The sequence below is a fragment of the Bradyrhizobium lupini genome (assembly GCF_040939785.1).
Lineage (GTDB): Bacteria > Pseudomonadota > Alphaproteobacteria > Rhizobiales > Xanthobacteraceae > Bradyrhizobium > Bradyrhizobium canariense_D.
Window position 1 is genome coordinate 294,499 of record NZ_CP162553.1, and the last position, 14,295, is coordinate 308,793.

Genomic DNA, 14,295 nt, shown 5'->3' on the forward strand with positions numbered 1-14,295 from the left:
GGCAAGAGCAAAGGAGTCTGTTCGTGGCCCAGAGCTGACCTGCCCTGCGCAGCCGGTCGAGGACCGCTTGTGACCCAAAGCAGCCTTTAAAGCGGCTCGAAAATCATCTGCCAGCCCTTTCGGGTGTCCATGTATTCGCGAACCAGCTTGATCCGCTCGCCGGAAAGGACAAAAGCGAAGCAATAGTCATTCTCGTAGGGCTTGCCTCCAGGAAGAGTGGCTCGCATTCGCTCCTCGACGATCACAGTATCGCCATCGGCATGAATGCCCCGAAACGAGATGTCGACGTTCGAGAACAGATGATGCATTTCCGAGGCAATAAACTGTGCGATTTGGTCCGGTCCAATCATGTGGTCGGTGTGTTTGAGAGCGACCGCCGTGGCATTTCCAGCCGGTGCGATCCATTCGGCATCGGGAGTAAACAGCTCCGCGATCAACTGCGCATCACGGGTTTTAAAAGTCTTCCAGGCATTGATGACGATCTCTTTAGGATCTGTGCTGTTCATTTTTGCTTCTCCAAGTGCTCAGCGAAGTTGGACCTTCTCTATAAGAAGGGCGCACCGATATCGCTGGCCGGAATCGGACCTGATCATCTCAGGGCTATTCTTCTGGCTGCGGCCTGCGGTAAAATGAGTCATGCTCAGTTTTGAGGTATGCAACACCGCGCGCTTGCAGCGCGATCCCCGCTATGACGGCCGTTTCTACACGGCAGTGAAGACCACGGGAATCTACTGCCGCCCGGTTTGCCCGGTGAAGCAGCCGTTGACCCGTAACGTGACCTACTATCAAACTGCAGCGGCCGCCGAGGCCGCGGGGTACCGACCTTGCCTGCGTTGCCGTCCGGAGACCGCGCCCTTCTGTGCTGCCTGGAATGGCACGCGTTCGACAGTCGCGCGGGCCTTGAAATTGATCGATGGTGGCGCCTTGGATGACGCTTCGGTTGCCGCACTGGCCGATCGGCTCGGGGTAAGCTCGCGCCACCTTGCGCGTCTGTTCGAACGGTACGTCGGGGCCAGCCCCCAACAGGTCGCGAAGACCAGGCGTGTACAGAGGGCGAAGCGCCTACTTGACGAGACGACTGAACCACTGGCCCAGATCGCCTACCGAGCTGGCTTTGGCAGCGTGCGCCGGTTCAACGCCGTCTTTCGCGAACTCTATGGGCGCTCGCCCTCCAGCATTCGCCACCGCCGCAGAGTATTCGCCTGAGGTCGGGCATCCCAACGTTGGTCCGCTGTTGGACCCATTGCGGACTAACTGGTCTCGCGCGGTTGTGTTGAAGCTGCTAGACACGTGAAGTGTCGCTGTTCTTACTCTTTTTTGGACTTTCACTGCTGGGCATTGCCGGATGGGGATTTCAATCCATCGTGGCAGAGCTAGATAGGTCGTGCCTCCCCCGGACGGACGCAATTTCTCGCAAGTTTCAGGTTGAGGCGTTTATCTGGGGGGACCGCGCGCCGTTGGCGCTGAGGCGTCGGTATATCGCAACACAAGCCTGCGCGGTCCCGGCGCTCCTTTGCCTGGCGGCTCTCGTGTGGCTCAACGAGCCGCGCCGCGATGTCCGCGCTTTGGGGGTGATCGCGTTCTGTTTCGTGTCGTTTGTCGTGGCCGCTTCCTTGGCCTGGAAGACTGCCCGAAGCAGCGGCTCAAAATTATCCTGACGGAGGCAACAATGCGTGGCCTGATCTACATTTGGGGCGCGGGAATACCGCTTCTGGTCGGGCTTGAGATATATCTCGCTACGAACGCTCTCCGAAACCTCGCTCCCGGGGTAGAAAGAAAAGACGTAGTATTTCTGAGAAGGTTTGCAGATGGCGGCAGCCCTCCAGGAGGTCGCTCCCCGAAGCATGGCGGACCAGATTTGCTCAGTTGAGTTCTTCGTATGCTGACCCGAAGTGGATGTTGTACTGTTTGCCAATGGCGAGGTGCTTTGGTCCCCCCATCGGACCACGTACGATGGCGCCCGACCCATGAATGATCACCGAAAGATCAAAGTCTTTTTTGAAGTGTTGGGACGGCTCCTGTCGCGAGTTGGGTCTCAAGCGCTGGCCCGTATTGGCGCCGAGTTGGGACCTAAGGAAAAAGTCACGCTGACCAATGGGCTGTACTTCCGCGTCGAACGGTCTGGTTTGACCCTTGTGTCGGTCGGCGCTGGTGAGTGTCAATCGATGAAGCTTTCGGTCGATGAAGCAAAGCAGATATTCTCATCGATCGAGTCCGCGTGCACCAGTCGCGATGTTGTCAAGGTCCGGGCCGGAGAGCTATCTTGGACGACCGATGCTCGGCCGAAATCCAATCCTGAAAAGGTGGTTATCAGGTCCACAGGACCGCTGGGATTCACACGCACGGACGCCAGGCGTAAAGATGTTGCAGCAGCGGTCGTAGAGTTCGCCAACCGATTTGGGTAGAGACAATCCCCCGCAAGGCAGGTCGGCTCTTGGCGCATCTGCGAGCTCGGAGACCTTCCGCTCTCCGGCCGATGTTGACGATGAACCGGAAGTCCAGGCGGCCAGCCGCTCATGAATATACGCCCTACCGCGTCGCCAGCACCACGGCCGCCAGCGTGAACACCAGCGCGGCAATCTGCCCTGCCCCCAGCGGCTCGTGGAGCGCGATCGCGGACGCCACGACGCCGATGACGGGCACCGCCATGGTGCCGATCGCGGCGACGGAAGCCGGCAGGCGCGCAAGGGCAGCGAACCAGCTGACATAGGCGATGCAGAACTGCACCACGGTCGAATAGACCAGGAGCCACCAGCCGACCGGCGTCACCAGTTCCAGATGCGTGGTCTCGATGGCGAGGCCGATGATAGTGATCGGCAGGCAGCCGATCCCGATCTGCCAGGCCGCGGCGGTGATCGGCGGCAGGCGGATCGGGTACTTCTTCGAAAACACCGTGCCGGCGGCGAAGCCGAGCGCGCCGCACAGCGCCATAACGATGCCCGGCAGCTTGTCCGCAGTGGCGGCAAAGCCGTTGCCGCCCATGATCGAGGCCAGGCCGGCAAAGGCCATCACCAGCGCGATGGTGCGCAACAAGGTCGGCCGCTCGCCGAGCACCGGCCAGGCGATCAGCGAGGCCCAGACCGGCATGGTGTAGGCGATCAGCGCCGCTTCGCTCGCCGGCAGCCACAGCAGTGCCAGACCCATCAGCACCATCCAGCCGGTGACGTTGAGGATCGCGGCGGTCACGAGGCGCGGCCAGATCGCGCGCGGGACGCTGAGGCTGTCAGCGCGGATCAGTGCCAGCGCCGCCAGCAGCACCGCGCCGAGCACGCCCGTCGCCCCGCGCAAGGTCAGCGGCGGCAGCTCGGAGAGCAGGAATTTCGTCACCGGCCAATTGAAACCCCAGCCCACCGAGGTGATGGCGAGGAATATCAGGCCGGCCGGGGCGATGCGCGCTCGCAGCACCGGCCGAGTCGAATCAAGCATGTGGGTAGTCCGGCAAAATCGAGGGCAGCTTGGCGCGGATTCGCGCCTCCCACCACCACCCCGGCGGGCATGCCTGCCCTCACCTTCCGTAGCCCTACGTGAGTCCCCCCGAGGCAAGCCCGCGATTCAAAAATATACCTGCCCTGTGAACAGCGGGGTGAAGCCTCAGCGGCACCCCAAGATGCAAATTTTTTCGGTTGGGAATCCCTGAGGACTCACTGATACTTGGCTCAACAACAGGCGCGGGCCTGCCCCCTGTTATCCCCCATAATCCACCATATTTAGTATTTGATTCAGGAACTCGCACTAGTTCTTGACGGGCGTAACGGAGAGTCCTAGTTTTCGATCCGTTCGGCGCGAGTGTGTTTGCGTCCCGCCGGCACTCCCCCAAAGGGTCTGCAAAACAGCACTCCGCCAAGCCAGACAAGGGCAGCGGGATACGGGCTTGTCTGCCCGGCGAGAGCGGACTTTTCGGGCGCCTGAACGGGCTGGAAACAGGCCCGGATGGCAATGGTTGAAGACGTGACGTTGTGGGGCGTTGAACGCATGTCGGGCTCATCCCTTTGGGGCGGATGGGTCTGGACGTGCCGGCGGATGATCGGTGCGCGCATCGAGCAATCGCGTCGGGAGAAAACGGGCCGGGTCTACCGGCTGAGCTGCGATGCCAAGGGCCAGGCGGCCTCGAGCACCGCGAAATGAAATGATGACCCGGCACGCCTGAACGGAGGCGGTCCGGTCAAAGATAGGACGGGGCAAGACCATGCGGATTGAGCGGCGCCACACCACTTCGGGACAGTCACCTTACGCCGGCATCGATTTCCGGCTGACCACGTCGGAGATCAGGAATCCCGACGGCTCGGTCGTGTTCAAGCTCGACAATGTCGAGGTGCCGACCGCGTGGTCGCAGGTCGCCTCCGACGTCCTCGCCCAGAAGTACTTCCGCAAGGCCGGCGTTGCCGCGCGCCTGAAGAAGGTCGAGGAAGAGTCCGTCCCCTCCTTCCTGTGGCGCTCCGTTCCCGACACCGAGGCGCTCGCCCTCCTGCCCGAGAAAGAGCGCTATGTCAGCGAGCTCTCGGCCAAGCAGGTGTTCGACCGTCTCGCCGGCTGCTGGACCTATTGGGGCTGGAAGGGCAAGTACTTCTCCTCCGACGAGGACGCCCAGACCTTCTACGACGAGCTCCGCTACATGCTGACCATGCAGATGGTCGCGCCGAACTCGCCGCAATGGTTCAACACCGGTCTGCACTGGGCCTACGGCATCGACGGTCCCGGCCAGGGCCATTATTACGTCGACCCCTTCACCGGCAAGCTGACCCGGTCGAAATCCTCCTACGAGCATCCGCAGCCGCATGCCTGCTTCATCCAGGGCGTCGGTGACGACCTCGTCAACGAGGGCGGCATCATGGACCTCTGGGTCCGCGAAGCGCGCCTGTTCAAATACGGCTCCGGCACCGGCTCCAACTTCTCGCGCCTGCGCGGCGAAGGCGAACGCCTCTCCGGCGGCGGCCGCTCGTCCGGCCTGATGAGCTTCCTCAAGATCGGCGACCGCGCCGCGGGCGCGATCAAGTCGGGCGGCACCACGCGCCGCGCCGCCAAGATGGTCGTCGTCGACGTCGATCACCCCGACATCGAGACCTATATCGACTGGAAGGTGAAGGAGGAGCAGAAGGTCGCCGCTCTCGTCACCGGATCCAAGATCAACCAGAAGCACCTCAAGGCGGTGCTGAAGGCCTGCGTCAATTGCGAAGGCTCGGGCGACGATTGCTTCGATCCCGAGAAGAACCCGGCGCTGCGCCGCGAGATCAAGCTGGCGCGCCGCAGCCTCGTACCCGACAACTACATCAAGCGGGTCATCCAATTTGCAAAACAGGGCTACAAGGACATCCAGTTCGACGTCTATGACACCGACTGGGATCTGGAAGCCTATCTCACGGTTTCGGGGCAGAACTCCAACAATTCGGTGTCGCTGAAGGACGACTTCCTGCGCGCGGTCGAGACCGACGGCGACTGGAATCTCGTGGGACGCACCACGAAGAAGATCACCAAGACGCTGAAGGCGCGCGACCTCTGGGAAAAAATCGGCTACGCCGCCTGGGCGTCGGCCGACCCGGGCCTGCACTTCAACACCACCATGAATGACTGGCACACCTGCAAGGCGTCCGGCGACATCCGCGCCTCCAATCCGTGCTCGGAATACATGTTCCTGGACGACACGGCGTGCAACCTCGCCTCCGCCAATCTGCTGACGTTCTACGACATCCCCTCCAAGCGTTTCGACGTCGAAGGCTACGAGCATCTCTGCCGGCTCTGGACCATCGTGCTCGAAATCTCGGTGATGATGGCGCAGTTCCCGTCGAAGTCGATTGCCGAGCTCTCCTACGAGTTCCGCACGCTCGGCCTCGGCTACGCCAATATCGGCGGCCTCTTGATGACCATGGGTCTGTCCTATGACAGCAAGGAAGGCCGCGCCATCGCCGGCGCGCTGACCGCGATCATGACCGGCATCACCTACAAGACCTCGGCCGAGATGGCGGCCGAGCTCGGCACCTTTCCCGGCTACAAGAAGAACGCCGCGCACATGCTGCGCGTGATCCGCAACCACCGCCGCGCCGCCCATGGCCAGTCCAACGGCTACGAGGGGCTCAGCGTCAACCCGGTGCCGATGGACCTGGTGTCGTGCCCGCAGACCGACCTCGTCACGCATGCGCAAGCGGCCTGGGATGCGGCGCTCGAGCTCGGCGAGAAGCACGGCTATCGCAACGCCCAGACCACGGTGATCGCGCCGACCGGCACGATCGGCCTCGTCATGGATTGCGACACCACCGGCATCGAGCCCGACTTCGCCCTGGTGAAGTTCAAGAAGCTCGCCGGCGGCGGCTACTTCAAGATCATCAACCGTGCGGTCCCCGCAGCACTGCGCGCGCTGGGCTATCGCGAGAGCGAGATCGCGGAGATCGAAGCCTACGCCGTCGGCCACGGCTCGCTCTCCAACGCGCCCGGCATCAACGCCTCGACCTTGAAGGCCAAGGGCTTCACCGACGAAGCCATCGCCAAGGTCGAGAAGGCGCTGCCGACCGCGTTCGACATCAAGTTCGCCTTCAACAAATGGACCTTTGGCGAGGACTTCATCCGCGACCAGCTCGGCATCGGTGCCGAGGCCATCGCGGCCCCCGGCTTCGACCTGCTCCAGGCCGTCGGCTTCACCAAGCGCGAGATCGAGGCGGCCAACGTCCACATCTGCGGCGCGATGACGGTGGAAGGTGCCCCGCACCTCAAGGCCGAGCACTATCCGGTGTTCGACTGCGCCAACCCTTGCGGCAAGGTCGGCAAGCGCTATCTCTCGGTCGAGAGCCACATCCGCATGATGTCGGCGGCGCAGCCCTTCATCTCGGGTGCGATCTCCAAGACCATCAACATGCCGAACGACGCCACCGTGGAGGACTGCAAGTCCGCCTACATGCTGTCGTGGAAGCTGGCGCTCAAGGCCAACGCGCTCTATCGCGACGGCTCCAAGCTCAGCCAGCCGCTCAACTCGCAGCTCATCGCCGACGATGAGGACGAGGACGATGCGGTCGAGAGCCTCTACGACAAGCCGATGGCGGCACGCACCGCCCAGGTCTCGGAAAAGATCGTCGAGAAGCTGGTCGAGCGCATCATCGTGATGCGCGAGCGCGAGAAGATGCCGGATCGCCGCAAGGGCTACACCCAGAAGGCGGTCGTCGGCGGCCACAAGGTCTATTTGCGCACCGGCGAGTATGACGACGGCCGCATCGGCGAGATCTTCATCGACATGCACAAGGAAGGCGCGGCACTCCGCTCCTTCATCAACAACTTCGCGATCGCAGTGTCGCTGGGCCTCCAGTACGGCGTGCCGCTCGACGAATATGTCGATGCCTTCACCTTCACCCGCTTCGAGCCGGCGGGCCCGGTGCAGGGCAACGACAGCATCAAATACGCGACCTCGATCCTCGACTACGTCTTCCGCGAGCTGGCGGTGAGCTATCTCAGCCGCTTCGACCTCGCCCATGTCGATCCCAGCGAGACCGGGTTCGACGTGCTCGGCAAGGGCGTCGAGGAGGGCAAGGAGCCTGATGATCACGGCCAGCGCGCCTCCAAGCTGGTGTCGCGCGGCCTCACCCGCTCCCGCACCGACAACCTCGTGGTGATGCGCGGCGGTTCGACCGCGGTCGCCCAAGGCAACGACAGCGCACCGGCCGGCGGAAGCAAGGTCACCTCGCTCGCCTCCCACGGCGCAGGCCGTGCCGGCGACGTCCTGGAAGGCGCGGTCGCGCTGAAGCAGGAAGTGACCCACGACCTCTCGCCCACCGAGAAGCTCGAAGCCCTGCAGTGGAGCAAGGCCGGCAGCGCGCAAGTCGCGGTGCCCAGCAAGGCCGAGCGCCGCGCGGAAGCCAAAGCCAAGGGCTATGAGGGCGAGATGTGCAGCGAGTGCGGCAACTTCACGCTGGTGCGGAATGGTACTTGTATGAAGTGCGATACGTGTGGAAGCACGACGGGGTGTTCGTGAGGGGCTAGACAGCTAGGATTGCTGAGCCCGGATTTGCCTCGAGCATCTACGAAGGGCGGCCAGAAGGCCGCCCTTTTTTTCATTGTCGCCTTGCAACTTATGGTTTTCTATCGATAACTACTTCTGAACTTGGTTGAAATGAGCTTTGGGACACTTGGAGCCCGCGGAGGCGGCAGATCGAGGGATACAGCAGCCGTGACAAAATATGCATTTGTTGATGGTGGCTTTATCGACGCAATGGTGCGGAAGACATCCGAATATTTCGCGATCGACCTCAGTCGTAACAAAATCGATTACCGGGCAATCGCTGGCGGGCATCAAAGAACCTTTTACTACGATGCTTTGCCCGCCCAAAAGGACAATGAATCTGGCGAGGAATACGAACGACGAGTGAAACGCAAGCGAGAACAATTCGAGCTGGTTAATCGCACGCCTTTTATGCACGTTCGAGAGGGGCTGACGCGGGGACAAAACAAGACGCTGCGTCAAAAAGGCGTCGACATCTTACTCGCAATCGACGTTTTCAAACATGCAACGTCTGGCCACATGTCCGAAGCCCACATCATGACGAAGGACCTAGACTTCTTTCCACTTTTTGAAGCATTGCGGGACACCCCTGTAGCAGTGCATTTGCACTGCTATCCGGCCGAGACTTCCAGTGAATTAATGGCGTTGGCTGATGTCGTGGTGCCAGTCAATCCATTCAAGATATTGCAGTGGATGCACCACCAATCGAAGGATAGCTACGTCGAGTGGAACATCGCTTTGGGCGACGTGAATCCTCAGAAGCTATGCATGATCGGCAATTACGAAGGGCTAGACTTCTATATTTACCAGGACGACGACATGCCGTTCGTTGGTCGCGCCATGGCGTATAATCCTTCGAGCCTGATGCGCTCTAACCGATGGGAGCATATTGTCGATGCCTTTGAGGCCCGCGTCGGCAAGCGTGTCCACCTGGATCAATTGAACCGCTAACTGTAGCTCGCAGGATGGCTGGAGTGCAGCCCGTAGGATGGGTGGAGCGAAGCGATACCCATCGCCGCCAGATCGACAGAAGGGATGGGTTTCGTAAGGGCTCAACCCATCCTACGAGCTCATCAACACCCTGCCGCCGAATTGCCTTTGCGGTCGAGCCTTTCCCTCCTAAACTCTCGTCCTCACCGGCATCGGTTCCGGCGGGCCCGGTAGAAGCGGAGTCAGATTATGCCCAAACCGGAAAGCTTCCCGATCGAGAAGATCTTCGTTCCCACGAAGCAGAAGAAAGCCATCAAGCCCGAGATCGTCGGGGAGATCGCTGAAAGTATGCTGGACATCGGACAACAGGAACCCATTTCCGTCCGGCTCGACGGAGACCGCCTCGTTCTGGTCGAGGGACTGCATCGGCTCGAAGCCTGCAAGGCGCTCGGCGAGACAACCATTATCGGTGTCATCGTCCCGGCGGAGGTCGCTCAACACAAGCCGCAGCTTGCCGAACGGCCCGAAGTCGAGGCAGAGCGCCTCAAGATGGCGCGATTGAAACAGTTGCGCCTGGAGAAGGAAGCCGCGGAGGCATCGATCGCTGGCCGGAAGGGCGTCAACGGAACGGAAGCGCCGCGCACCCGTCCGACGAAAGGCGTTCGCGACAATCCGAAGGCATCACCGGGCCGGACTGCGAAATCGACACCGAAAACATTGTCGGACTGGATCACGCAGCAAAAGGGCCACGGCGGTCGCTATTGATTGTTGGCTCCAGCTCGTAGGATGGGTGGAGCGAAGCGATACCCATCACCGCTCGATCGGCGAGAGATGAAGGGTTTCGTAAGGGCTCAACCCATCCTACGACCTAGAGCTCAACCCAGCCTACGCGCTATCTACGCCCGCCTCACCGTATCTCGCTCATCGACACCTTGGCGGCGATCCCGCTCAACTCGGGCTGTTGCGGTGCGAACTCCTCGTTGGACGATGAGCCTAGCGAGACGTCGACCATCCTGCGCTTGACCTGTTCGCATGTCTTGCGGACGTCTTCGGTGAACAGCGCGCATTCTTCGATGCGCTTGAAGATCTTCCGACCCTCTTCACGATACTCCGCCGCCGTTTCTCGCATGAAGGCGATCGCATCATGGACCTGGGCAGTCAGCGCCTCGCATTTTTGCGCGGCGTCGATCAACTCGGTGCCCATGGCCTCGATCTCTTTTGCAGCGGACTCATAGTCCCGAACGACCGCCTCTGCACTGAGCGCGCCGACGCGCGTCACGCCCGCGGTGTGCTCGACGTAATCAGGCAGAGCAATGGAAGCAAGAGAGCTTCCCGAGCGTATCGATGCAATGTCCTCCTCGAGCTGGACCAGGTTTACTCCGTCCCGCCTGCGCAATTGTTCGACATTTGCCATTATTGATCTCCCATACGCACCCCGAACCCTTAACAGCATCGGGTTTATTACGGGGATAAGCTCCGTTCTACTCTGATGTATCCTTGACAGCCGCAGTTTTGCCGCTTTTTCCCGATTGCCCAATTGCACGCATGGATAGATTTGTCGGCGTTCAACGTCTCCTGGTCGCGGCCGGCGAAGATGGCACGTGCGCCTCGCTAGAAGTCGACCTGTCGAGCAACAGACGCGCCAATACGCACGGTGAAGCGAGCACAGCTCGGATCGCGTGTGTGCGGGCCCGGAACTCGGATCACCTCTCCCCACTCGGAGAGAGGTGCTCCGCGCACAGCCGACCGACGGTGCTCTGGCCGCTGCGCAAAGACCGGCTACAAGACCGGCTAGTAGCAGGGCGGGTAAGGTTCGTAGCCGCAGCGGCGATAGCCGCCGTAGGCTCCGTAAGCTCCGTAAGCTCCGTAAGCTCCGTAAGCTCCGTAAGCTGCCGCACCAACCGCAGCAGCTCCGACGCCTACGGCAACTCCGCGGCGCACGGCTGCACCACGATAGACGCCACCGCGATAGACACCGCCGTGATGAACACCAACCCGACCAACCCCGACGCCTCTTCGATAGGCGAAGGCGTCAGTCGAAACAGTCACGATGCAGGCGATGCCAATGATTGCGGATGCGGTAAGTGAAACGATGGTTCGGCGCGACATGTCCACTCTCCTTCCTGGATTGGGACGGTGCGTCAGCGCAATTCGCTAATGAGCGGGTTTGTTGATTTAGAACAATGCGGGCCCTTGCGATCTGGCGGCCGGTTCATAACGAGACAGCGAAAGTGTCACGCTTTACCTACATAGGGCATGAGCGGGAGCCACACCGCTTTCGGTCATGTACCTGACGCTCGCGACGCATGCCGGTTCGGCAATGCCACGCCCCACCCCCGTGCCCGCGATAATTTCTCGTTCGCACGCGCGTTGGGGGGACAGCGGCGCAACCTCTCCTTCCGGCGATAGGACTGCCGCACTCCGAGGCTGGGCGGCCCCGCCCCTACTTCGTATTGGCCTCGACCGCCTCCAGCAGCGGCATCTCGCGATGCGACTCGCAGAAGCGCGAGAGCTTGTTGCCGTTCTTGTTCAGCGCTTGCGTGTCCACGACGGGATTGTTGCGGCGACCGGCGTAGAACCCGGCGAGCCAGACGTTCACGGTCTGCATGTGGGTAATGCGCTGGGTGATGTACTGGTCGCAGCTGATTTTGGAAACGTCGACCAGCACCTGGGCCTTGGCAGGGACGGCCAACAGCAGGGCCGCGAAGGCACCAAGGATGATCGCTCTTGTCTGAACCATGTTTTCCTTCCGATGAATGTCTGCACGGTGGCGACGGTCGGGCGCCGCATGCTTGATCCAGATCAAGGGCGCCCGTTGCATACCCCGCGACCGCCCCACCCCGAGGCCTCGCCATAATTTCTCCTTCGGACGCGCGTTGTGTTGGATGACGGCGAGACCTATCGTTCCGATCGGACTGCCACACTTCCATTGACGCCCGACGGAAGCGAGAGCGCATCGGTGCCCGAGACGAACGACCCCAAACCTGACGACCACAAGCCAGACGCCCCCAAGCCGGACGAGGGGCGCGCCGATGGCGGGCTGGCGCGGGCCTACGATCGGATCAAGAGCGCGGAGCAAGACCTTGCGCGGCTGGACCGGCTGGTTTCCGGAATGGAACGCGGCAGCGAAATCCCAGCGGCCTCGCGAGCAAGCGCCGGTGCGGAGGCTGTCGAGACTCCCAAGGACAAGGCTCCCGAGGCCAAAACTCTCAAGAGCACGGCGCCGGCGCCGGATGGCAGGGTTCGCAGTCAAGGCCTGAGGGGAGATCGGCCCATGCTGCGCGCTTTGGTCGGCCTCGTGCTGGCGATCGGCATTCTCGGTGCCGCCTTCGCTTCGCAATACAGCGATCGGGCCAGGTCTATGACCAAATCGATCATGGCGCGATGGGCTCCGCCGGCCGCGACTGAGCCTCGCCAAACGTCCACGGTTGAAACTCCGGCGCAACCGCCGGCGGTGCAACTGGCTGCCGCGGATGAGCCCGGCACGGTGCCCGCGCCGCCGGCCGGCAAGGACACGGAGAGCAATGCAGGGTTTGACGCTTCAAGACCCGACGCTCCAACAACGGGCGCCACGACGCCCGACCCTCGTCGTCCGATCTCGCGCAATCGCTCAAGACCATCACCAGCGAGCTTGCGAACATCAACGGAAAGCTCGAGCAATTGAAAAGCCGCAACGAGCAGACGCTGCGCGAGCAGGCCGACACCATTCAGCAGCTCAAGGCGGCGCAGGAGAAGGATGCGGCGGCCAATGCGCGCCTCGCCGCACAGGTCCAGGCGCTGCAAAAGGAGCTGACGACGTCATCCGCATCGTCATCCGCACCTGCGTCCGCGAAACCCGCCGCGCGTAGCGTGATCACCAACGAGACCGCTGCGCCCGCACGGCCCCACGTGCAAGCGGCCGCACCTCGGCGACCCCGGCCGTCGCGAGGGCCCTGGATGCCCCCGCCCTATATGGTCGATCCCTACTATGGGGATCCGGATTGGTGAGCCCGCGGGGCGGATGAGCTGACGTTACGGAGCCGCCAATCGAAGGCGGCCCCGGATGTTGCGTTGGTGCGGCTAGCGCCAACCGCGATGACGGCCCCTGCTCCAGCCGTAGTGATGACCGCGACCGCCACGTCCCATGTGACCGTGGCCATGTCCTCCGCGCGCGAGAATCACCGGACTGTCGGAGCCAGCGACCAACGTCTCAGCCGCAACGCGGGGCATGGCAGAAGCGGAAAATGTCGACATTGCCGCGATTGCGCACGCGGCAACGCCGATCAACAAATGACGTATCATGTGGGGATTCTCCAGGAGCCGCGTGATAGCGGCAGAGATGAATGCTTCCGCCGCCCCAGAGTTCCATCGAAACATCAGGGAATGGCAATGAACGCGAGCCCTTCTGCGCCGGCACGCACGCTCGCGGACCGGCATCAATCACGCGGCGAGATCTGAAGCTCCATCAACGCCATGCGCTCCAGGACAGCGGGGTCTCGCTCGCCCTCCTTCGCTGTGCGAAGGATTGTTTCCGCGATCGACCGGACATGCGCGGAGCTGACCGGGGCCGGCAGTGACGCCACCGCCGTGTCCAGCGCAGTTTTCATGATGCCGATGGTTTCAGGCGTAAAAGATGCATTTGAAAAGTCTAACATGCTGGATCCGATCCGGAGGTCATCACGAGCGTCTTTGCCGCGGGCGTCTCACCGGCGCCTGATGCGGCTGCGTGAGCAAGGGTCACCAACGCCGGCCCCAGCTGCCGCGCCAGCTGCTTCCCCATCCACCACCACCGCGCACCAGCCGGACGACGAGGAGCAGCAGGACCGCGCCTACGGTCGCGTTGACGATCGCGCTGATCATGCCGCTGCCGAGATGCACGCCGAGCTGAGGCAACAACCAGCTGCCGACAAACGCGCCCAGGATTCCGATGATGATATCGCCGATGATCCCAAAGCCGGTCCCGCGGACGATCTGGCCCGCCAGCCAGCCGGCGACGAGACCGACAAACAAGACCACCAAAAGGCTTTCGCCGGACATTCTCATTTTGTGACCTCGATCACTTGGTTCGAATGGCTGCTGATCTGCGCAATCCGGTCGACCAGGGCCGTCAAATGTCGCGGTAATGGGTCGTGCTCACCCCGAAGCCTGATCCGAAGGCGGTCTGCTATTTCATGAGAGATCGCCAGGCTGGAGCCGCGGTCGATCTGAATGGCATTGCGAACATCGGGGTTGTTCATGAAGGTTTCCGGTTGATACGCACGGAGGACGCTTCGCGCCGAGTCGCACTCACAACGCGACTGCGGTCTTTAACTCAGGCGAGGATCGGAGGTTCGATCTCGCAACGCTCGGGGATCACTGACACAACAGCCTCATCGAGCAAGAGTTCCTTCCGATCACAACTTATGTTT

The 14,295-nt window shown here is 61.8% G+C and carries 13 protein-coding genes and 1 pseudogene; 7 read left to right on the forward strand and 7 right to left on the reverse strand.

Features of this window, described 5'->3' with window-relative positions; genetic code table 11:
- Positions 1 to 86: 86 nt before the first annotated feature.
- Entirely contained in the window at positions 87 to 506 is a 420-nt protein-coding gene (locus AB3L03_RS01590; protein WP_368508149.1) for a nuclear transport factor 2 family protein, read from the reverse strand.
- 130 nt (positions 507 to 636) lie between these two features.
- Here AB3L03_RS01590 and AB3L03_RS01595 point away from each other — a divergent pair, with 130 nt between their 5' ends.
- Positions 637 to 1,206, forward strand: coding sequence for a bifunctional transcriptional activator/DNA repair enzyme AdaA (locus AB3L03_RS01595; protein ID WP_085353539.1), 570 nt, complete (start codon positions 637 to 639; stop codon positions 1,204 to 1,206).
- A 761-nt stretch (positions 1,207 to 1,967) separates the two neighbouring features.
- Positions 1,968 to 2,405 (forward strand): hypothetical protein, encoded by a 438-nt coding sequence (locus AB3L03_RS01600; RefSeq protein ID WP_368508150.1) that lies wholly within the window; start codon positions 1,968 to 1,970, stop codon positions 2,403 to 2,405.
- Between the two features lie 124 nt (positions 2,406 to 2,529).
- Here AB3L03_RS01600 and AB3L03_RS01605 read toward each other — a convergent pair whose 3' ends face one another.
- Positions 2,530 to 3,426, reverse strand: coding sequence for a DMT family transporter (locus tag AB3L03_RS01605; RefSeq protein WP_085353541.1), 897 nt, complete (start codon positions 3,424 to 3,426; stop codon positions 2,530 to 2,532).
- A 510-nt stretch (positions 3,427 to 3,936) separates the two neighbouring features.
- On the opposite strand from AB3L03_RS01605, the gene AB3L03_RS01610 reads away from it, so the two are divergent.
- The 4 genes from AB3L03_RS01610 (at position 3,937) to AB3L03_RS01625 (ending at position 9,673) form a co-directional block, all read left to right on the forward strand.
- Positions 3,937 to 4,125, forward strand: a complete 189-nt coding sequence (locus AB3L03_RS01610) for a hypothetical protein (RefSeq protein WP_231188561.1) — start codon at positions 3,937 to 3,939, stop codon at positions 4,123 to 4,125.
- A 61-nt stretch (positions 4,126 to 4,186) separates the two neighbouring features.
- Complete coding sequence (locus tag AB3L03_RS01615) at positions 4,187 to 7,951, forward strand: vitamin B12-dependent ribonucleotide reductase (RefSeq protein WP_368508151.1); 3,765 nt, start codon at positions 4,187 to 4,189, stop codon at positions 7,949 to 7,951.
- 195 nt (positions 7,952 to 8,146) lie between these two features.
- Positions 8,147 to 8,929 (forward strand): NYN domain-containing protein, encoded by a 783-nt coding sequence (locus AB3L03_RS01620; protein ID WP_157642915.1) that lies wholly within the window; start codon positions 8,147 to 8,149, stop codon positions 8,927 to 8,929.
- Positions 8,930 to 9,157: 228 nt separating this feature from the next.
- Positions 9,158 to 9,673 (forward strand): ParB N-terminal domain-containing protein, encoded by a 516-nt coding sequence (locus AB3L03_RS01625; protein ID WP_247368609.1) that lies wholly within the window; start codon positions 9,158 to 9,160, stop codon positions 9,671 to 9,673.
- Positions 9,674 to 9,815: 142 nt separating this feature from the next.
- On the opposite strand, the gene AB3L03_RS01630 is transcribed toward AB3L03_RS01625, so the two are convergent.
- Positions 9,816 to 10,322 (reverse strand): hypothetical protein, encoded by a 507-nt coding sequence (locus AB3L03_RS01630; protein WP_026232748.1) that lies wholly within the window; start codon positions 10,320 to 10,322, stop codon positions 9,816 to 9,818.
- A gap of 1,029 nt (positions 10,323 to 11,351) precedes the next feature.
- Positions 11,352 to 11,648, reverse strand: coding sequence for an HdeA/HdeB family chaperone (locus tag AB3L03_RS01635; protein WP_245313402.1), 297 nt, complete (start codon positions 11,646 to 11,648; stop codon positions 11,352 to 11,354).
- 219 nt (positions 11,649 to 11,867) lie between these two features.
- Between AB3L03_RS01635 and AB3L03_RS01640 the strand changes: the two are divergent.
- Positions 11,868 to 12,895 (forward strand): annotated as a pseudogene (locus tag AB3L03_RS01640) (hypothetical protein).
- Between the two features lie 428 nt (positions 12,896 to 13,323).
- Here AB3L03_RS01640 and AB3L03_RS01645 read toward each other — a convergent pair.
- The 3 genes from AB3L03_RS01645 to AB3L03_RS01655 all read right to left on the reverse strand — a co-directional run bounded on the left by AB3L03_RS01645 (position 13,324) and on the right by AB3L03_RS01655 (position 14,124).
- Entirely contained in the window at positions 13,324 to 13,542 is a 219-nt protein-coding gene (locus tag AB3L03_RS01645) for a hypothetical protein (protein WP_007609614.1), read from the reverse strand.
- Positions 13,543 to 13,624: 82 nt separating this feature from the next.
- Positions 13,625 to 13,930: a GlsB/YeaQ/YmgE family stress response membrane protein gene (locus AB3L03_RS01650; RefSeq protein ID WP_026232750.1), complete on the reverse strand. Its 306-nt coding sequence runs from the start codon at positions 13,928 to 13,930 to the stop codon at positions 13,625 to 13,627.
- On the reverse strand, positions 13,927 to 14,124 hold the full coding sequence (locus AB3L03_RS01655; protein WP_018454514.1) for a hypothetical protein: 198 nt from the start codon (positions 14,122 to 14,124) through the stop codon (positions 13,927 to 13,929). The genes AB3L03_RS01650 and AB3L03_RS01655 overlap by 4 nt, the downstream gene beginning before the upstream one ends.
- Between the last annotated feature and the right edge of the window lie 171 nt (positions 14,125 to 14,295).